This window comes from Streptomyces sp. cmx-18-6 (assembly GCF_046548915.1).
Classification (GTDB): Bacteria; Actinomycetota; Actinomycetes; order Streptomycetales; family Streptomycetaceae; genus Streptomyces.
Genome location: NZ_JAEBEP010000002.1, coordinates 1 through 18,614 on the forward strand (window position 1 = coordinate 1; position 18,614 = coordinate 18,614).

General features: G+C 74.5%; 16 protein-coding genes. 8 read left to right on the forward strand and 8 right to left on the reverse strand.

The features are described 5' to 3' along the window. Together ACLJPL_RS05065 and ACLJPL_RS05070 are read left to right on the forward strand one after the other, a co-directional pair. Positions 1-124, forward strand: a 124-nt coding sequence (locus ACLJPL_RS05065; RefSeq protein ID WP_411080010.1) for an integrase core domain-containing protein, incomplete at its 5' end; no start/stop codon positions are given. A 125-nt stretch (positions 125-249) separates the two neighbouring features. Beyond that, a complete protein-coding gene (locus ACLJPL_RS05070) occupies positions 250-2,031 on the forward strand; it encodes a SpoIIE family protein phosphatase (RefSeq protein WP_411079473.1) in 1,782 nt (593 codons plus the stop codon). Positions 2,032-2,245: 214 nt separating this feature from the next. Here ACLJPL_RS05070 and ACLJPL_RS05075 read toward each other — a convergent pair whose 3' ends face one another. Further along, positions 2,246-2,494: a hypothetical protein gene (locus tag ACLJPL_RS05075; RefSeq protein WP_411079474.1), complete on the reverse strand. Its 249-nt coding sequence runs from the start codon at positions 2,492-2,494 to the stop codon at positions 2,246-2,248. A gap of 105 nt (positions 2,495-2,599) precedes the next feature. Further along, the gene (locus ACLJPL_RS05080) at positions 2,600-3,964 is read right to left on the reverse strand and encodes a hypothetical protein (protein ID WP_411080011.1); all 1,365 of its coding nucleotides are present in this window, start codon (positions 3,962-3,964) and stop codon (positions 2,600-2,602) included. A gap of 231 nt (positions 3,965-4,195) precedes the next feature. Between ACLJPL_RS05080 and ACLJPL_RS05085 the strand changes: the two genes are divergently transcribed. After that, positions 4,196-5,455 (forward strand): molybdopterin-dependent oxidoreductase, encoded by a 1,260-nt coding sequence (locus ACLJPL_RS05085; protein ID WP_411079475.1) that lies wholly within the window; start codon positions 4,196-4,198, stop codon positions 5,453-5,455. 376 nt (positions 5,456-5,831) lie between these two features. On the opposite strand, the gene ACLJPL_RS05090 is transcribed toward ACLJPL_RS05085, so the two are convergent. The 3 genes from ACLJPL_RS05090 to ACLJPL_RS05100 are packed head-to-tail and all read right to left on the reverse strand — an operon-like array spanning position 5,832 to position 8,208. Beyond that, positions 5,832-6,752, reverse strand: a complete 921-nt coding sequence (locus ACLJPL_RS05090; protein WP_411079476.1) for a methyltransferase domain-containing protein — start codon at positions 6,750-6,752, stop codon at positions 5,832-5,834. Further along, the gene (locus ACLJPL_RS05095; RefSeq protein WP_411079477.1) at positions 6,749-7,477 is read right to left on the reverse strand and encodes a DUF2064 domain-containing protein; all 729 of its coding nucleotides are present in this window, start codon (positions 7,475-7,477) and stop codon (positions 6,749-6,751) included. The genes ACLJPL_RS05090 and ACLJPL_RS05095 overlap by 4 nt, the downstream gene beginning before the upstream one ends. Further along, entirely contained in the window at positions 7,474-8,208 is a 735-nt protein-coding gene (locus tag ACLJPL_RS05100; RefSeq protein ID WP_411080012.1) for a glycosyltransferase family 2 protein, read from the reverse strand. Before ACLJPL_RS05100 ends, ACLJPL_RS05095 begins: the two co-directional genes overlap by 4 nt. Before the next feature lie 374 nt (positions 8,209-8,582). Here ACLJPL_RS05100 and ACLJPL_RS05105 point away from each other — a divergent pair, with 374 nt between their 5' ends. Further along, complete coding sequence (locus ACLJPL_RS05105) at positions 8,583-10,115, forward strand: ParB/Srx family N-terminal domain-containing protein (protein ID WP_411079478.1); 1,533 nt, start codon at positions 8,583-8,585, stop codon at positions 10,113-10,115. 18 nt (positions 10,116-10,133) lie between these two features. On the opposite strand, the gene ACLJPL_RS05110 is transcribed toward ACLJPL_RS05105, so the two are convergent. Continuing rightward, complete coding sequence (locus tag ACLJPL_RS05110; protein WP_411079479.1) at positions 10,134-11,267, reverse strand: NAD-dependent epimerase/dehydratase family protein; 1,134 nt, start codon at positions 11,265-11,267, stop codon at positions 10,134-10,136. A gap of 105 nt (positions 11,268-11,372) precedes the next feature. Next, positions 11,373-11,987: a hypothetical protein gene (locus ACLJPL_RS05115; RefSeq protein WP_411079480.1), complete on the reverse strand. Its 615-nt coding sequence runs from the start codon at positions 11,985-11,987 to the stop codon at positions 11,373-11,375. A gap of 467 nt (positions 11,988-12,454) precedes the next feature. Here ACLJPL_RS05115 and ACLJPL_RS05120 point away from each other — a divergent pair, with 467 nt between their 5' ends. The 4 genes from ACLJPL_RS05120 to ACLJPL_RS05135 all read left to right on the forward strand — a co-directional run bounded on the left by ACLJPL_RS05120 (position 12,455) and on the right by ACLJPL_RS05135 (position 15,721). Next, positions 12,455-12,781, forward strand: a complete 327-nt coding sequence (locus ACLJPL_RS05120; protein ID WP_411079481.1) for a MerR family transcriptional regulator — start codon at positions 12,455-12,457, stop codon at positions 12,779-12,781. Between the two features lie 393 nt (positions 12,782-13,174). Beyond that, complete coding sequence (locus tag ACLJPL_RS05125; RefSeq protein WP_015609674.1) at positions 13,175-13,378, forward strand: cold-shock protein; 204 nt, start codon at positions 13,175-13,177, stop codon at positions 13,376-13,378. 257 nt (positions 13,379-13,635) lie between these two features. Next, positions 13,636-15,201, forward strand: a complete 1,566-nt coding sequence (locus ACLJPL_RS05130; RefSeq protein WP_411079482.1) for a DEAD/DEAH box helicase — start codon at positions 13,636-13,638, stop codon at positions 15,199-15,201. 151 nt (positions 15,202-15,352) lie between these two features. Further along, entirely contained in the window at positions 15,353-15,721 is a 369-nt protein-coding gene (locus ACLJPL_RS05135) for an SCO5918 family protein (protein WP_411079483.1), read from the forward strand. 106 nt (positions 15,722-15,827) lie between these two features. On the opposite strand, the gene ACLJPL_RS05140 is transcribed toward ACLJPL_RS05135, so the two are convergent. Continuing rightward, positions 15,828-18,242, reverse strand: coding sequence for an MMPL family transporter (locus tag ACLJPL_RS05140; RefSeq protein ID WP_411079484.1), 2,415 nt, complete (start codon positions 18,240-18,242; stop codon positions 15,828-15,830). Positions 18,243-18,614: the final 372 nt, after the last annotated feature.

Genomic DNA, 18,614 nt, shown 5'->3' on the forward strand with positions numbered 1-18,614 from the left:
CCTGGACCGGATGGAAGCATTCACCGACTGGCTGCACTGGTACAACTACCACCGACCCCACACCGGAATCGGGGGCCAGCCACCCGCCAGCCGCGTCACCAACCTGTCCGAACCACACACCTAGGGCGTGTCCGGCGGATCAGAGCCGGGTCCGCGACGCCCGGCACACCCTGGGGCCCGGCCGGGCCTCCCCGTCGTACGACGCCCCCGGCGGCGCTGCGGATGCGGTGCCGGGGGCCGCCGCCCACGATGGAGATCCGGAGGCCGTCGACGGCGGAGGAGAATCCCTTGCAGGCCGAAGCGTGCGGCGACGGAATGCCGTCGTCCTTCGACCCCGCGACCGTGGCGGCCCTGCTCGACGGCAACCCCGCCGGAGTGGCCGTACTCGACGCGCACCTCCGCTACACCTACGTCAACCCGGCGCTGGAGCGGCTCAACGGCCTGCCCGCCGGGTCCCACCTGGGCCGGACCTTCTCCGAGGTGCTGCCCGAACTGCGCGGCCAGGCCGCCGTCCTGCGCGGCGTCCTGCACGACGGGGAGCCCCGGGAGCAGACGATCAGCGGGCAGACCTGGGCGGCAGGGTCCGAGGACCAGCGGTTCTGGCGCGCCACCTACCACCGGCTGGAGACGGGCGGGTCCGTGTGCGGGCTGATGGCGATCGTCGTCGAGATCAGCGACATCACCCGCCAGCGGGCGGAACTCGAACAGGCCCGCAGCCATGTGGCCCTGCTGAGCACGGCCGCCGTACGGATCGGCTCCACGCTCGACATGGACACCACCTGCCGGGAGCTCGCCGACTTCGTGGTGCCCGCCTTCGCCGACGTGGCGGCCGTCGACGTCTTCCCGCCCGAGGTGGGCCACGCCGTACGCCGCGCCGAGTCCGGTGTCCTGCGGCTGCGGCGCGCCGCGCTGCGGGGCGATGGCGCACTCGACGAGCAGATGCGGAGGTTCGGGCATCCGGAGGAGTACGTCGACTTCGCGGCGGACTCCGCGGTGACCCGCTGCCTGGCCGAGAACGAGCCGATCCTCGACGACTGGACCGCGCACCGCACCGATCGCAGCGCCTTCACCTCGGAGCGGATCGCCGCCTCCCAGGCCCTCGGCCTGCGCGAGGCGCTCGTCGTCCCGCTCACCGCCCGGGGCCGCCCGCTCGGCACGCTCAGCCTGGTCCGGGCCGAGGGCTCGCCCTCCTTCACCGACCAGGACGTGGTCGTCGCCCGGGAACTCGCCGGCCGGGCCGCCGTCGACCTCGACCACGCCCGCCGCTACGACCGCGAGCACAGCATCGCCCTGGAGCTCCAGGGCTCCCTGCTCTCCGAACCCCGGGGCCCCCACCCGCACGTGGAGATCGCCACCCGGTACCTGCCGGCCGAGCGGGGCGTCCTGGTGGGCGGCGACTGGTTCGACGTCGTACCGCTCCGGGACGGCCGCCACCTCAAGGCGATGGGCGACGTGATGGGCCACGGGGTGGAGGCGGCCGTGGCGATGAGCCACTACCGCTCACTGCTGCGGCTGCTGGCGGGTGACGACCTGCCGCCGCACCGGATCCTGGAGCAGCTCGACGCCATGGTGGAGCGGTCGGGCCTGGACCGGGCGGCGACGTGTCTGCTGGCCGTCGTGGACCGGTTCGGCGGGGTCTGCGAGGTGGCCAGTGCGGGGCATCTGCCGCCGGTGTTCATCGACCCGGGCGAGGGCGGGGCCCGCATCGTGCAGGTGGAGTCCGGCCCGCCGCTGGGCATGGGGTTCGGCGGCTACCGGACCACGGCCGTCCCGTGCGGGCCGGGGACGGTGCTGTTCATGTACACCGACGGCCTGGTCGAGCGCCGGGGCGAGGACATCGACGTGTCCGTGCGGCGGCTGACCTCGCTGACCCTCCCGCGCAGCGGGCGGCTGGAGGACCTGCTCGACCAGGTGCTGGACCGGTTCGGCGGGGACGCGGAGGACGACATCGCGGTGCTGGCCTCCCGGATCAAGGAGGGCCCGCCGGTGCTGCGGGGGCCGGCGGGCGGGGCCTGGGCCGAGACCGGGTGAGGGGCGGCCTGGGCCTGGGCCGGGTGAGGGGCGGCCTGGGCCGGAGCCGGGTGAGGGGCGGGCTGGGCCTGGGCCGGGTGACTCGGCCGGAGCCGGGTGAGGGGCAGCGGGTGAGGGGCGGGCTGAGGGGCCGGGCCCCGGTGAAGGGGCAGGCTGGTGAAGGGGAGGCCGCACCAGGGGCCGGGCGCGGACGCGGGTGACCGGCGCTCGGCGCTCACGCCGTTTCCGCGTCGTCCCGTCGCCTTCCGCGCAGCTGCCGCAGGACGAGCGCGGCCGAGGTCACCAGCGGCAGCATCCCCGCCACCGCGTCGGCGGTGTTCAGCTTGTCGTGCGTGCCCTTGGCCCGGCGCACCTGCTTGGACGCCCTGACGACGGCGAGCACGCTGCTTCCCAGGCTCAGCGCGAGCCCTGCCTTGCTGCCGCGCAGGCCCTTGGCGGGCGCGGACCGGTTCTTCTTCGCCATCGGAGGCACCTCCAGGTGGTGCGGGTGCGGTGGGTTGTGGACTCGCCCATTCCACGTAACCGGGTCCTCCCCGCCCCCGCAAACGGACCGGGCGGGGCCGCCGGTTCACCAGCCCGTCCAGAGCAGGTGATTGATCAGCAGCGCCGGGACCACCGAAGCGACCAGCCAGTACCGGGCCGCCCGGGCGGGCAGCAGCGCCGCCGCCGGCAGCAGCCACAGCAGGAACGGCTGCCAGATCCGCTCGGTCTCCGCCTTGCTCATCCCCGAGAGGTCGGCGGCGAGCAGGGCCGCCAGCGCCGCCAGGACGAGCAGCGCCAGCCGCTGCGCGGGCCCCGCGGTTCCGCTACGGAGCGCCCGTACGGCCCCGGGGGCGTACGCCGCGCTCCGGCGCACGCCGACGACGGCCGCGAGGCCCGCCGCGAGGACGGCGCAGGCGAGGTTGGCCCAGACCCAGTACGCGTACGGGCGTACGCCCCCCGCGCCCTGGTAGTAGCGCTCGACGAGCAGGTGGTACGCGGTCCACCAGTGGAAGCCGAAGAGGGTGAAGGCCGCCGGGACCACCAGCGCGCCCAGCAGGAACGGCACCACCGGGCGGGCCGTCCGGGCGAGCACCAGCACCGCGAGCAGGACGGCCGCCATCAGCCCCAGCCCGTAACTCAGGTAGCAGGTCCACCCGAACAGCAGGCCCCCGCCCACCGCCGCGACGCCCGGGAAGCGCACCCGGCGCGTCGCGGCCAGCGCGAGGAGCGCCACCGACCAGGCGGCGACGGCGGCGAAGTACCCGTCCGCGGAGACGCCCGCCCAGACGGCCGCCGGGGTGAGGACGAGGAAGGGGGCCGCGCGCCGGGCGAGGCGCTCGTCGGCCAGGACCCGCACGGTGATCAGGGCGGCCAGCACCGCCGAACTGCCCACGACGACGCAAAAGAGGGCCGCCCACGCGCCCCCGCCGAGCCCGACGCGGTCCAGCCAGACGAAGGTCAGCGTCGCGCCCGGCGGGTGCCCGGCCACATGGGCGGGCCAGTTGCCGGGCTCGCCGATCACGATGTGGTCCGTGAAGCCGCGCAGGGCGGCGGGGATGTCCTCGAAGCGGTCGATGACCCGCAGGTACTCGTGCTTGGTGGTGAGCCGCCGCTCGACGCCCCGGTACCAGCCGTCGATCAGCGCCATCGAGAGGACCCAGGCGGTGGACCCGGCCCAGGCCGCCGCGAGGAGCCCGCGCCAGGGGAGCCGGGCGGCGAGCGGCGGCCCGTACGCGACGACCAGGACGGCCATCGTCAGCGCGGCCGGTGTGCCGGGGCCCAGGTGGGGGTCCCAGGAGGCCAGGAGGGGCGGCCACTGGACCTGGAGGACGCCGGTCCGCCGCTGGACCGCCCGGCCGACGAGGACGGCGGCGGCGACGAGCAGGACCGCGAGGGCGGCGGCGGTGAGGTCGTGGCGGCGGGCGCGGGCGCGTTCGCGGGGCGGGGGCACGGGTGGTGGGCGGCTGCCTGCCGCCTCCGCACGTTCGGTGCGCTCCGTACGTTCCGTCTCTTCGGCGTGCTCCGTGTCCTCGGTCTTCACGCTGGCACGCTATGCAGGACCGGCCGCGTTCCGGCGGTACGACAGGGCCCGCGCCCGGCCGCTGGGCCGTACGAGCGGTGCGGGGGCGGCGGCGGAGCCGCGACCGCTCCCGTACGGGCCCCGGAGCCTAGCGTCGGGCCCATGCCCCTGCCCGACCTCCGCCGCGCCCGCCGTATCCGCATCCCCGCCGACCCCGCCTTCTGGCGCAGCCCGGTGCGCGGGGTGCGGTTCACGGCGGTGCTGGGGCTCGTCCTGCTCTTCGGGCTCACCGTCGTGACCGTCACCGGGCTGCTCTCGTACGCCGCCTACAACCCGGACCTGAGCCCGGCCAACGACTCGACGCCGGGCAAGGGGTGGCTCGGCTTCTACCTGTTCGCCTGGCCGACCGGGCCGCACTGGCTCTACCGGCTGACGCAGGGGCTGCACGTCACCGTGGGGATCGTGCTCGTGCCGGTGCTGCTGGCGAAGCTCTGGTCGGTGATCCCGAAACTGTTCAAGCTGCCGCCGGTACGGTCCGTGGCGCACGCCCTGGAGCGGGTCTCGCTGCTGCTCCTGACGGGCGGGGCGCTGTTCCAGTTCATCACCGGGCTGCTCAACATCCAGCTGGACTACCTGTTCCCGGGGTCGTTCTACACCCTGCACTTCTACGGGGCGTGGGCGTTCCTCGCCGGGTTCCTCGCGCACACCGCCCTCAAACTCCCGCGTGCCGTACGGGTGTTGCGCCACGGCGTCCCGCCCGGGCAGGCCGGTGACGAGCTCGCGTCCCCCGACCCGCTGCCGCCGACCGTGTCCCGGCGCGGGGCCCTCGCCCTGGTCGGGGCGGGGTCGCTGCTCCTGCTGCTCACCTCGGCCGGCCGGAGCTTCGACGGGGCGTTGCGCCGCACCGCGCTGCTCGCCCCGCGCGGCGGCACGGAACCGGCGGCGGGCCCCGGCGGCTTCCAGATCAACAAGACGGCCGCCGCCGTCCGGATCACCGCCGCCGACCGGGGCGAGGCATGGCGGCTGACGGTGCGCGGCCCGGCCGGTGAATTCCGGTTCTCCCGGCAGCAGTTGCTGGCGATGGAGCTGCACAGCGCCGCGCTCCCGATCGCCTGCGTGGAGGGCTGGTCCACCTCCGACCAGCTCTGGCGCGGGGTGCGGCTGCGGGACCTGGCGGCGATCGCCGGATATCCGGGCCGGCCACCGGGCGTGTTCGTGGAGTCGATCCAGCGCAGCGGGCCGTTCCGCAAGGCCGCCCTGCGCGACAACCAGGTCCGCGACGGCCGTTCGCTGCTCGCCCTGGAGGTCAACGGCGCGCCCCTGACGGCCGACCACGGCCACCCGGCCCGGATCATCGTCCCGGCCGCGCCCGGGGTGCTGAACACCAAGTGGGTCGGGTCGCTGACCTTCGGGGAGCTGTGATGGCGCACGGCGGCGGGGTGCGGCGGCTCGCCGGGCGGATGCGCCGGCGCTACGGCGCGGGGCCGTTGCACCTGCTCCTGCTGGCGGCCACCTTCTGCCTGGCCGGATACGCGGGCGTACGCCTCCTGGACGGCGACACCCTCGGCGTACTCCTCTGGTTCGCCGGGTCGGCGCTGCTGCACGACCTGGTGCTGCTCCCGGTGTACGCGGGGGCCGACCGGGCTCTGCGCGCGGCGCTCGGGCCCCGGCGAGCCCTGGTCAACTTCGTCCGCGTACCGGTGTTCCTCTCCGGGCTGCTCCTGCTCGTCTGGTTCCCGCTGATCACCCGGCGGACCGCCCGGCGGTACGAGGCCGCCTCGGGCGCCACCCCGGACGTCTACCTCTCCAACTGGCTGCTGATCACCGGCGCGTTGTTCGCGCTCTCCGCGCTGTGGCTGCTGGTCCGCGCGCTCCGTTCCCGTACCGGGGGACGGGGCCGGGGGTGGGGGCGGCGCAGGGAGACGAAGGCCCGGCCCTCCGCGCTCCACTGATCGGCCGGACGCCAGTCGCAGGAGCGGGCGTACCGCAGCAGCGCCGGGGTGCCGATCCGCGCCCAGGGGAACGGCCGGTCCGCCGGATCGGGCCCGGCCTCGTCCGCCGGTGCGTCGCGGCCGTCGTCCAGGCGGACCTGGACGCGTTCGTCGATGTCCAGCGGCGAGGTCTCCGCGATCAGCAGCCCGCCGGTGCCGAGCAGATCGGCCGCCCGGTCCAGCAGGGCGGCCGGGTCGCCGCCGATGCCGATGTTGCCGTCGACGAGCAGCAGGGTGCCCCAACGCCCCTCCCCCGGCAGCGGATCGAAGACGCTGCGGAGCAGGGCGGAGCCGCCGATCCGCCGGGTGCGGGCCACCGCCGCCTCGCTGACGTCGATGCCGAGCGCCCGGTGGCCGAGCGCGATCAGCTCCGCGACCAGCCGCCCCGGCCCGCAGCCGATGTCCAGCACCGGGCCCTCGCACCGGTGCAGGGCCGACAGATCGGCCGCGCCCGCCTCGGAGCACCACCGCTCGACCTCCAGGGGCAGCAGCCAGCCGTCGCTGCGGCGCAGGAAGAGGGGGCCGCGTCCGTTGCGGAGGGCGTTGGCGTACGGGTCGGTGCCCCAGGGGGCGGGGGAGGGTGGGGCGGCGGTACGGGGGGTGGAGGTGTGGCGGGAGTCGGTGGCGTCGGTGGTTCCGGACGCCGACACGGACGCGGACACGGACGCGGACGCGGATGACGACGCGGACACGGACGCGGACGACGACGGCGGCAGCATCGTGCTCATCGCACCCCCGCCCCGGCCCCGGCCTCAGCCCCGGCCTCGATCCCGGCACCGGCCTCAGCCCCCGCACCGGCACCGGCCCCAACCCCCGTCAGCCGCCCCAGCGTCGCGGCGAACCGCCCGCCCGGCGCGGCGGAGGCGACGCGGTGGGCGTCGGCCGCCGTGTCCACGTCGAGCAGGACCGGCAGGTCCCGTACCGCGAGGCCCGCCTCCACCAGCCTGCGCCGCTGCACCGCACCGGTCTCCGGGACGGACATGGGCACCCCGCGCAGCAGGGCGGGATCGGGTTGTGCCAGGCCCAGGGCCCAGAAGCCGCCGTCCTCGGCCGGGCCGAACCAGGCGTCGCAGCCGTCCCAGGCGTCCGGGGCGAGCGCGGGGGCGAGGAGGGCGGCGGTGATCTGCGGGGTGTCCATGCCGACCAGGAGGGCCGGCCCGGTACACCTCCCGAAGGCCGCCGCGAGCCGCTCGTCCAGCCCGCCCGCGCTCTGCGCCACCACCTCGACGCCCGGCGGGACCCAGGGGCCCGGCCGCCCGTCGAGGACGAGGACGCGCCGCCGGGCGGGGAGGGCGAGCACGGTCTCCAGGGTGTCCGCGAGGGCGGCGGCGGCGAGTTCGGCGGCCTCGGCGGGGGAGAAGGGCGGGCAGAGCCGCGTCTTGACCCGGCCGGGCAGCGGCTCCTTCGCGATGACCAGCAACTCGGTGGGGCCGGCAGGTCCGTACGCGCTCATCGGGCGGCCCCCGCCCCGGTCGGCACGGCCGACGACAGCGAGAGGTCCGCCGGTGGCTCCCGCAGGACGCCCCGCATGTCGCGCACCGCGTGCCAGGTGCCGCGCCAGGTGCCGGTCACCTTCGACTTCCCCGTACGCGGCCGGTACGGGACATCGCTCTCGGCCACCCGCAGTCCGGCGTCCGAGGCCCGGACCACCATCTGGAGCGGGTAGCCGCTGCGCCGGTCGGTGAGGTCCAGGGCCAGCAGGTCGCTGCGGCGGGCCGCCCGCAGCGGGCCGAGGTCGTGCAGGCGCACGCCGGTGCGGCGGCGGAGCATCCGGGCCAGCGCGAGGTTGCCGGCGCGCGCGTGCGGCGGCCACGCGCCCCGGCCCTCGGGGCGGCGGCGGCCGAGCAGCAGATCGCACTCACCGTCCGCGATCCGCCGGACGAACCCGGCCAGCAACGCGGGGTCGAGCGAGCCGTCGCAGTCGCAGAAGCAGACGAACTCGGCCTCGGCGGCGAGCAGTCCGGCATGGCAGGCCGCGCCGAACCCGCGCCGCTCCTCCGTGACGACGTGCGCGCCGAGGGAGCGGGCGAGCTCGGCCGAACCGTCGCTCGACCCGTTGTCGACGACGATCGCCCGCCAGCCTGAGGGAACGCGGTCGAGCACCCAGGGCAGTGCGGCCGCCTCGTCCAGGCAGGGCAGGACGATATCGGCCTTCGGGACGGCTCTCCGGGACGCGGCGGACAAGACGGCCGCACCCGGGAGGGCGGCAGCGGCGCCGTCCGGTTCCGGGAGGGCGGCAGCCACGGCATCGGGAAGGGCGGCGGCAGCGGTGGCGGTGGCTTCGGGGCGGGCGGCAGAGAAGTCGGTCACCCGCCTCACCCTACGGAGACATCTCCGGCATTTCGGTCTATAGGTTCTTCCGAACCATCAGCGTCGGCCGGATGGCGGCGGGGTGGGCCCGCGCGCCGTGCCCCACGCGGCCGGTCCCCGTGCGGCATGCCGACGTCATCGCTCGTTCACGCCACGTCCGTACGGGCGTCGCCGCGCCTTGCGATCGTCACCGCGGAGGAACGCGTGCACGGACGCGCGGAACTGACACGTGTACGGAGAGGACGTCCATGAACAGATCGAGTACCGGCCTGCCCCGGCGCGGGGCCCGGCTGCTGGCCGGGGTGGTGGCCGCGGGCGCCGTCCTCTCCGGTGCGGCGGGCACGGGAACGGCGGCCGCCTCGGGTCCGGGCGGCGCGGACACGGGCACGGTGGCGCGGGCGTGCGCCGGGAGCGGTCCGCTTCCGTACACCTGCGCCCGGCCGGGCGATCTGATCGACGTCACCCTGGGCGAACTCCACCCCACCCAGGCCGTTCTGGGCTTCGACCAGGTCTTCTACAAGCAGGGCCGCTACGGCAGCGACCGGGACGAGGCGGCGGGCGGCTTCAACAAGCGCTTCGACGACTGGTGCGAGACCAACGGCCAGGGCGAGGCGACCTCGGTGGGCCCGGGGGCCCGGCTGGACGACCCGGCGAGCTTCTCGTGCACCGTGCCGATCGGCCGGGAGACCCCGAAGTCGCTCGCCCCGATGAAGACGGCCGTGGTCGGTCCGGGCGGAAAGCTGTACCTCACCGATGGGCACCACACGCTGACGTCCTTCCTGGAGGGCCCGGACGGCTCGCCCCGGCTGCCGATCCGGCTCCGCGTCACCGACAACTTCAGCTCCTTGCCGACGGCCGCGTTCTGGCAGCGGATGACCGCCGAGAAGAAGGTGTGGCTGCGCGACGAGAACAACAAGCCGCTCGCCGTGGACCAGTTGCCGGACCGCCTGGGGATCTCCCGCTTCCGCGACGACCCCTACCGCAGCCTGGTCTACTTCACCCGGGACATCGGCTACGAAGTCCCGGACGGGGCGACGGAGTTCCTGGAGTTCTCCTGGGGCGCCTGGCTGCGCGGCGAGCACGACGCGTCCGCGTACGACCTGACCTCCCCCGGTCCGTATCTGGACCTGGTCGAGCGCGCTTCGAAGTCCATGGCGGCGCTCGACGCCGACGCGGTCGTCGACGACGGGAAGACGGCCGCGCAGTTGGGCCGGATCGCGGAGTGGAACGGCGGCAAGAAGAAGACCGGCGGCGAGTTCGCCAAGCTGAGCAAGCCCCTGACGGACCCCAAGCCCGGCAAGCTCGCCGATGCGCTCGGCTACAAGGCCGGCGTCCTGCCCGCCCCCGCCTGCACCACGAAGATCTCCGGAGTGCGCAACGGCCCGCTGACCGTCGCGGGCGGCGTCACCTGCGTCGACCGCGCCGCCCTGCGCGGCCCGGTCACCGTCCGCGCCGGTGCGTCCCTCGTGGTCACCGGCTCCACGCTGGAGGGCCCGCTCCAGGCGGACCGCGCGGCGGCGGTCCACGTATGCGGCTCGGGCGTCACGGGCCCGGTGGCCCTCAGCCGTACGGCCGGACCCGTCCGGGTGGGCGGCCCGGGCTGCACCGCCAACACGCTGACCGGGTCCGTCGTCCTCACCGGCAACACCGGGGGCGTCCTGCTCGCCGCCAACACGATCACCGGCCCGCTCGTGTGCTCCGGCAACCTGCCGGCCCCGGACGACACGGGCAGGCCCAACGAGGTCCGGGGGCCCCGCACGGGCCAGTGCGCCGGAGTGTGAGCCGGGGCGTACGACGCCTCACGGCGCTTCGACAGCCCCCACAGGCCGGGGCACACCAGCCCCAGCGCCCACACTCGCTCCCGCTCCCGCACCCGCCCCCGCTCCCCGCAGCTCGGCCCCGGCGAACTCCCTCATCCCCTCCGCGAAGGCGACCCGGGGCCGCCAGCCCAGCTCCTCGCGCAACCGCCGCGAGTCCGCCGTGACATGGCGTACGTCGCCGAGGCGGTACTCCCCGGTCACCACCGGCTCCGGCCCGCCGTGCGCGGCGGCCAGCGCGGCGGCCATCTGGCCGATGGTGTGCGGCTCGCCGCTGCCCGTGTTGTACGCGGAGAAGGAGGCGGGCCGGCGCTCCCGTACCGCCTCCAGGGCCACGGCGTTGGCCGCCGCGACATCGTGGACGTGGACGAAGTCGCGGCGCTGGCGGCCGTCCTCGTAGACCCGGGGGGCCTCGCCGCGCGCCAGGGCCGAGCGGAAGAAGGAGGCGACACCGGCGTACGGGGTGTCGCGCGGCATCCCCGGCCCGTACACGTTGTGGTAGCGCAGGGACACCGCCCTGCCTCCCGTGGCCCGCGCCCACGCGGCGGCCAGGTGCTCCTGGGCGAGTTTGGTGGCCGCGTACACGTTGCGCGGGTCGGCGGGCGCGTCCTCGGAGACCAGGCCCGGCTCCAACTCCGTGCCGCAGTCGGGGCAGTGGGGCTCGAAGCTCCCCGCCCGCAGCGCGGCCTCCGGGCGCGGGCCGGGGCGGACCGCACCGTGGCGCGGGCAGTCGTAGCGCCCCTCGCCGTAGACCACCATCGACCCGGCCAGCACCAGGTTCCGCACCCCCGCGTCGGCCATCCCCGCCAGCAGCACCGCCGTACCGAGGTCGTTGCACCCCACGTACAGCGGCGCGTCCGCGAAGTCCTTCCCGAGGCCCACCATCGCCGCCTGGTGACACACCGCGTCGACCCCGGCGAGGGCCTCCGCCACCGCCTCCGGGTCCCGGACGTCCCCGACGACCAGCCGGGCCCCCGGGACCTCCGGGACCGCCGCCCCGGGGTGGGCCGAGGGGAGCAGGGCGTCGAGCACCACGCTCTCGTGCCCGGCCGCGGTGAGCGCGGCGACGACATGTGACCCGATGAACCCGGCTCCGCCGGTGACCAGTACGCGCATGGCGGCCACGGTAGGGGCGGGGCGGCCGCCGGACGGTGCGCCGCGCACCCGTGTCACGGGACCGTGAGGACGGTGCGCACGACCGGGCGTACGGGAGGGAGGCGCTCAGCCGAAGGCGTACGCCGCTGTCGTCGCCGCCCCGAGCGCCGCACCCGCCGCGGTCTGGGCGGCGGTGTGATAGCCGAGGGCCACCCGCGACCAGCAGACGGCCGCCGTCAGCGCGGACGCGGCGAGCCACCAGGGGGAGTGCACGGCGGCGAGCAGGGCCACGACCGCCGAGGCCACCGCCGCGTCGACGGAGATCTTCCACACCGTGTTGACGGCCAGCAGCCCGATCGTCATCACCCACAGCGCGAGCATCGCGACGAGGATGCCGCCCGGCGCGTTCCCGAGGACCATCACCACCGACCCCGCCCCGATCGAGCCGAGGATGACGAAGAAGATCGGGGCCCGTTTCGTACGGTCCACGACATGGCGGTCGCCCCAGGCGCCGCGTCCGCGCTCCCACTCGATGTACCCCGCCGGGATCAGCCCGGCGCAGAGCGCCCCGAGGAACCCCCAGAGCAGTCCCGTCCAGTCGCCGGCCGCGGCGAGCCCGATGCCGAGCATCCCGGCCAGCAGGGCGTTGCGGGGCTGGAGCACGTCGGTGACGGCGCGCGCGATGTTCTCGGTGGTGCTGTCGGTGCTGTCGGTGCTGGTGTTGTCGGTGGTGCCGGTCATGCCGTCTTCTCCGTTGCCGGAGCCCCGGCCGGGGGTCCTCGCTCGCCGGAATTGAGCTTGCGCAAGCACTCTACGTAACTGTTAACTCGAAAAAACGCGGGCAGGGGGCCGCGCGGGGAGCCCCCTGCCCGTGGCGGCCGATGTGCCGAGTCCGTCCGGAGCCGGTTCCGGACAGGGGTGTAGCCCTTCACGACGGGGGATGCGTGAAGGGCTACGCGTGCATTATGGCCCCGCGGTCCGCCGGACGACAACTGACCGGTCGGTCAGCCGTCCCCGGAGCCGTGCGGGCCGCCCCGCCGCCGATGCCTCAAACCTGTTCCGGCCGCGATAGACATGACCTTCCCGGGCGATTAGGGTTTCTTGTGCAGTCAGTGCAGCCAGGTGAAACAGCGGTACGCAGCAGAGGGGCACCCCGCAGGCGTACAGCGCCCGGGCCCTCCGGTCATGCGTGACATGAAGAGGTGCAGATGCCCCCGGAGACCCCCTCGCACGCGGTCGATCGGCTCGACGACGACGATTACCCCGCCTACACGATGGGGCGGGCCGCCGAGATGATCGGTGCGACGCCGGGCTTCCTGCGGGCGATCGGTGAGGCCCGGCTGATCACGCCGCTGCGGTCCGAGGGCGGCCACCGCCGGTACTCCCGCTACCAGCTGCGCATCGCCGCCCGCGCCCGTGAGCTGGTCGACGCCGGTACGCCCATCGAGGCCGCCTGCCGCATCGTCATCCTGGAGGACCAGCTCGAAGAGGCGCTGCGGCTCAACGAGGAGCTGCGCGGCGACGCGGAGCACTGAGGGTCCCGCCGGTCCGAGGCCCCGCAGGACGCGGGCGGCGTCGGGCGCGGGCGCGCTGACGGGCGTCGAGCGCCGGCTCGGGCACGCCGTCGAACTTATCTGCATTCGCCAGCACAGAATTTCGCGCAATCCGCGATGAGGCTTTTTCTTCCGCGGTTTTGTTCCGACATGCCGAGTGATATTGCGTTCAGTCTCTCCCGGTGCTGCCGTGCTACTGTTGATCTCAGTTGCAGTTGTGGTTCCCAAAAACTTACAAGTGCTCCAGCCGGTTGTATGTCGGCAGGCGCGCTTCTGTATTTCCGGTGTTATTCCGGACGGGGTAATCATCGCGGCGACGTGGGGTCCGCACAGTGTGGGCCCGCGGGCACTGCCCCTCCCCTAAGGAGATATGACATGGCTACTGGCACCGTGAAGTGGTTCAACGCGGAAAAGGGCTTCGGCTTCATCGAGCAGGACGGCGGCGGCGCCGACGTCTTCGCCCACTACTCCAACATCGCCGCCAGCGGCTTCCGTGAGCTGCAGGAGGGCCAGAAGGTGAACTTCGACGTCACGCAGGGCCAGAAGGGCCCGCAGGCCGAGAACATCACCCCCGCCTGATCACTCAGGTCGTACTGCGCAGCTGGGGCCCGCACCTTGGGGTGCGGGCCCCAGCTCGTTGTCGTTTCCGGGGCCCGCTGAGCGCGCCCCCTGCCGAAGCCGCGTCCGGTGCACTCATTCCCGGCGGCCGGGCTTCGCTCCCGCTGCAACTCCCCTTTGTCATTTCATCGGCTCGTTCTTGCGATTCTGGGTGCCGTTCACGGCCGCTTCCCGAAAAAGAATCCCTCGATACGTGCCCCATCGAGGAAAGGTTCTGCATGAATCGCGAACGCACCCCCCGCTCCAACGACCGATTCGCCCGCACCCGCTCGGGCGGCCCCTCCTCCGGCGGCCGCAGCGGCGGCGCGCCGAGGTACTCCGGCGGCGGCGAACGCCGCGCGGCCGGGTTCGGCGGCGGACCCAAGCGCTCCGGCGGCTCCAGCCGTCGCGGCTCGGCACTGAAGGGTGAGTTCGCCCTGCCGGTGACCATCACCCCGGCGCTGCCCGCCGCCGAGACCTTCGGCGAGCTGGAGATGCCCGCCACGCTCAAGGCGGCGCTCGTCGCCGAGGGCATGACCGTCCCGTTCCCGATCCAGGCGGCCACCCTGCCGAACTCGCTGGCCGGCCGTGACGTGCTGGGCCGGGGCCGCACCGGCTCGGGCAAGACCCTCGCCTTCGGCCTGGCGCTGCTGGCCCGCACCGAGGGCCGCCGCGCCGACGCCAAGCGTCCGCTGGCCCTGGTCCTCGTCCCCACCCGGGAGCTGGCCCAGCAGGTCACCGACGCGCTCACCCCGTACGCCCGCTCGCTGAAGCTGCGCATCGCCACCGTCGTGGGCGGCATGTCCATCGGCCGGCAGGCCAGTGCGCTGCGCGGCGGCGCCGAAGTCGTCGTCGCCACCCCGGGCCGGCTCAAGGACCTCATCGAGCGCGGCGACTGCAAGCTGGACCGGGTCACCATCACCGTCCTCGACGAGGCCGACCAGATGGCCGACATGGGCTTCATGCCGCAGGTCACCGAGCTGCTCGACCAGGTGAACCCGGACGGGCAGCGGATGCTCTTCTCGGCGACGCTCGACCGCAACGTCGACCTGCTCGTCAAGCGCTACCTGAACGACCCGGTCGTCCACTCCGTCGACCCGGCCGCCGGCGCGGTCACGACGATGGAGCACCACGTGCTCTACGTCCAGGGCGCCGACAAGTACGCCACCACCACGGAGATCGCCGCCCGCGACGGGCGCGTGATCATGTTCCTGGACACCAAGCACGCCGTGGACAAGCTCACCGACCACCTGCTGCACAGCGGGGTCCGGGCGGCGGCGCTGCACGGCGGCAAGTCCCAGCCGCAGCGCACCCGCACCCTGGAGCGGTTCAAGACCGGGCACGTCACGGTCCTCGTCGCCACGAACGTCGCGGCCCGCGGCATCCACGTCGACAACCTGGACCTGGTCGTCAACGTCGACCCGCCGAGCGACCACAAGGACTACCTGCACCGCGGCGGCCGCACCGCCCGGGCCGGGGAGTCCGGCAGCGTCGTCACGCTGGTGCTGCCGGGCCAGCGCCGCGAGATGACCCGGCTGATGGCGGACGCCGGGATCACCCCGCAGATCGCCCAGGTCCGCTCCGGTGAGGCCGAGCTGAGCCGGATCACCGGTGCGCAGGCGCCCTCGGGCGTCCCGGTGGTCATCACCGCCCCGGCCAAGGAGCGCTCCAGCCGTGGCGGCGCGTTCATGGGACGCGGCACCAAGCGCGGCGGCGGGGCCCCGGCCCGTGGCCGCCGCCCGGGTGTGCCGACGCCGGAGGCGCGCGCGGCCGCCGCGATGCGCCGGTCCAACCGCGCCGCGTAACGCGCACGGGGCGGCGGTGCGCCGCCGCCCCCGCCCCGCCCGCAGGGCTTCCCCGCCCGCGCCGCACCCCTCCGCCCACGGCTCCGTCGCCGTCCCCCGTACGGTTCCCCCCCGTGCGGCCCCTGAGCCACTCGACCCCTGTTGAGGACCCATGCGCTGTGTCATCGCCCGCTTCCCCTTCGATCTGTTCAAGAACGAGGTGGAGGACTCGATGAAGGGCATCAAGCCCGAGCCCGTCACCGGCGACGCGGTGGTCATCAGCCGCCGTGTCTACCCGGTCAAGCAGGTCGGCGAGGTCATCACCCGGCAGGACCGGCGTGACTTCAGCTCCGCCGAGGTCGTCCGGGCGCTCTCCAAGCTCGGCTTCACCTGCCGTACCGCCGAGACCGCCGTCGCCCCGGCCGCCGCTGCCGCCCGCACTCCGCTGGAGACGGCGTCCGCGCTGCTGGGCACCCCGGCGGCCCCGGCTCCGGCCCCCGCCCCGGGACCCGGTCCCGCGCAGGGGCTCGGCGCCGTCTGAGCGACCCGCACGTCACAGGCCCTCCGGGCGGACGGCCACCTCGCGGTGGGCGTCCGGGCGGGGGGCCTGTGACGTGCGCGCGTCCCTGGAGGGCGAAAGGGGCTCCTCAGAGGGCGGAAGGGGTTCTTCCGCCCGTCGTGCCCTCCGCCGCTCCCGCCGGGGGCCGCCCGGCGGGCTGCGCGCTTCCCTCCGCGTCCAGGTGCGGCAGGATCCGGTCCAGCGGGCCCGGGACCCACCAGGCGGCCCGGCCCAGCAGGGTCATCACCGCCGGGACGAGCAACAGCCGTACGACGGTGGCGTCGATCAGCACACTCGCGGCCAGCCCCAGGCCCAGCATCTTCACCACGATGTTGTCGCTGATCACGAACGCGGCGAAGACGCTCACCATGATCAGCGCGGCGCAGGTGATGACCCGGGCGGTGATCTCCAGCGCGTGCGCCACGCTCGCCCGCGCGTCGCCGGTGCGCAGCCAGGCTTCGTGGATGCGGGAGAGCAGGAAGATCTCGTAGTCCATGCTCAGCCCGAAGACGATGGCGAACATCATCATCGGCACATAGCTCTCGATCGGGACCTTCCCCGCCACGCCCAGCGCCGGGCCGCCCCAGCCCCACTGGAAGACGGCCACCACGACCCCGTACGAGGCGGCGATCGACAGGACGTTGAGCACGGCGGCCTTCACCGCGACGAGCAGGCCCCGGAAGACGGCCAGGATCACCAGGAAGGCCAGGGCCACGACGACCGCGATGATCAGCGGCAGCCGGCTGGAGACGATGTCCAGGAAGTCGACCTGGGCGGCGGTCGTGCCGGTGACGTACGTGCTCGCGTCGGTGCCGGATACGGCCTGCGGCAGGACGTCGTCGGTGAGCCGGTTCACCAGGGAGGTGGTCCGCTCGTCCTGCGGGGCGGCCACCGAGTACGCCGTGCCGGTCAGCACGTCGCCGTCCGATGTGGCGGTGAGCGGGGTGATCACGGCCGCGTCCGGGACGTTCGCCAGCGCCTTCTGGGCCTGGTCCGCGAGGGCGGAGCGGTCGGAGGACGGCACCTTGCTCTGGTCGATGACCAGGGTCAGCGGGCCGTTGGAGCCGGGACCGAAGGCGCTGGACATCAGGTCGAAGGCGCGCCGGTCGGTGAAGGACTTCGGATCGGCGCCGTCGCCGATGTGGCCGAGCTGGATGAAGAAGACGGGGAAGGACAGGACGGCCAGCAGCACCACCCCGCCGGCCAGGAACCACCACGGCCGCCGCTCCACCCGCCGCGCGTACCGGTGCCAGCCGCCGGGCCCCTTCCCGCTCGTCCCCATTCCGGCCGCCTCCTTTCCGGCCGCCTCCGTTTTGGACGCCTTCTTCCCGGCCGCCTCCTTTCCGCCCGCCTTCTTCCCGGCCGCCGCCGTGCCGTTCTGCGCCGGTACGGTCTCGGCCACCGGTCGCCGTACGCGCACCCGGTCGATGCGGCGGCCGATGAGGCCGAGGACCGCCGGTACGAGGGTGAGCGCGCCGAGCACCGCCGTGACCACGGTGACCGCCGCGGCCAGGCCGAGCTTGCCGATGAACCCGATCCCGGAGACCCACAGCCCCGACAGCGCGATGACCACCGTGCAGCCGGAGAGCAGCACCGCCCGCCCGCTGGTGGCGGCGGCGTTCCCGGCGGCGGTCACCGGGTCCTGGCCGTCGATCAGGTTCTGCCGGTGCCGGGTGACCAGGAAGAGGGCGTAGTCGATGCCGACGCCGATGCCGATCATCGTGGCGAGGGTCGGGGAGACGGTCGCGAAGGTCGCGGCGGCAGCCAGCAGCCCCAGCAGCGCGAGCCCGCACACGGCGCAGACCAAGGCGGTGACCAGCGGCAGCACGGCGGCGAGCAGGCTGCCGAAGCCGATCAGCAGGACGACGATGGCCACCCCGAAACCGATGGCCTCGCTGGTGCGGTCGTCGGGCTCGGGCCTGGCCAGTTCGCCGAGCGGCCCGCCGTACTCCACCGCCACCCCGGCCGAGCGCAGCGGCTGCACGGCCTGGTCGACCCCGTCGAGGTAGGAGGGGTCCAGGGTGGAGGGCTGCACGCTGAAGCGGACGGTGATGTAGGCGGTCTTCTGGTCCGTGGAGAGCGGCCCGGTGTTCGGGTCGGGCGGCGGGGGCGGGGTGGAGCCGGAGGACGGCAGCGGGTTCTGCGCGGAGAGCACGTCGGGCAGTTTCTGGAGGTCGGCGACGGCGGTGGCGATCTGGTCGGAGACCGAGGTGAGCGGCTTGTCGGCGTCGTGCAGCACCACTTGGGCGCTGTAGCCGCCCGCCGACGGGGCGTGCGCCTTCAGGACGGCCAGGCCCTCCTGCGACTGGGCGCCGGGGAGCGAGAAGTCGTCGGAGTAGTCGCCGCCGTAGGCGTGCTGGAGGAGCTGGAGCCCGGCCAGCGCGGCCACCCACAGCACGAGGACGGTCACGAAGTGCCGGGCGCACCACTCGCCCGTGCGGCGCAGCGCCCCCCGGTGGCGCGGGGCGGCCTCCCGGTCCGTGCGGGCCTGTGACGACGGCATACGGCTTCCTGTCCTGTCCTGCCCCGCTTCTCGGGAGGCGCCTCGGCTGTCGGGGCGCGCCTCCCGCTGTCAGGGGCCGCCCCGGCTCCGGGAATCCGCCTCCGGCCGGGGCGTCCGGGACTTCGCATTCAACGGCCACCCCCGCCGCCCGGCACCCCGGCACGGGAGAACGGGTGACGGGAGCGCCCCGGCAGGTGCGGCCCGAGCGGTGCGTGCGCCGGGCGGTGCGTGTCCCGGGCGGTACGTGCCCCGGGCGTGTGTGTCCCGGCAGGGCGTGTCCCGGGCGGTGCGTGTCCCGGGCAGGGCGTGTCCAGGGCAGGGCGGGGCGCGGGAAGAGCCCTGCCCGGGGCACGCGCTCCCCGAACTGACCGG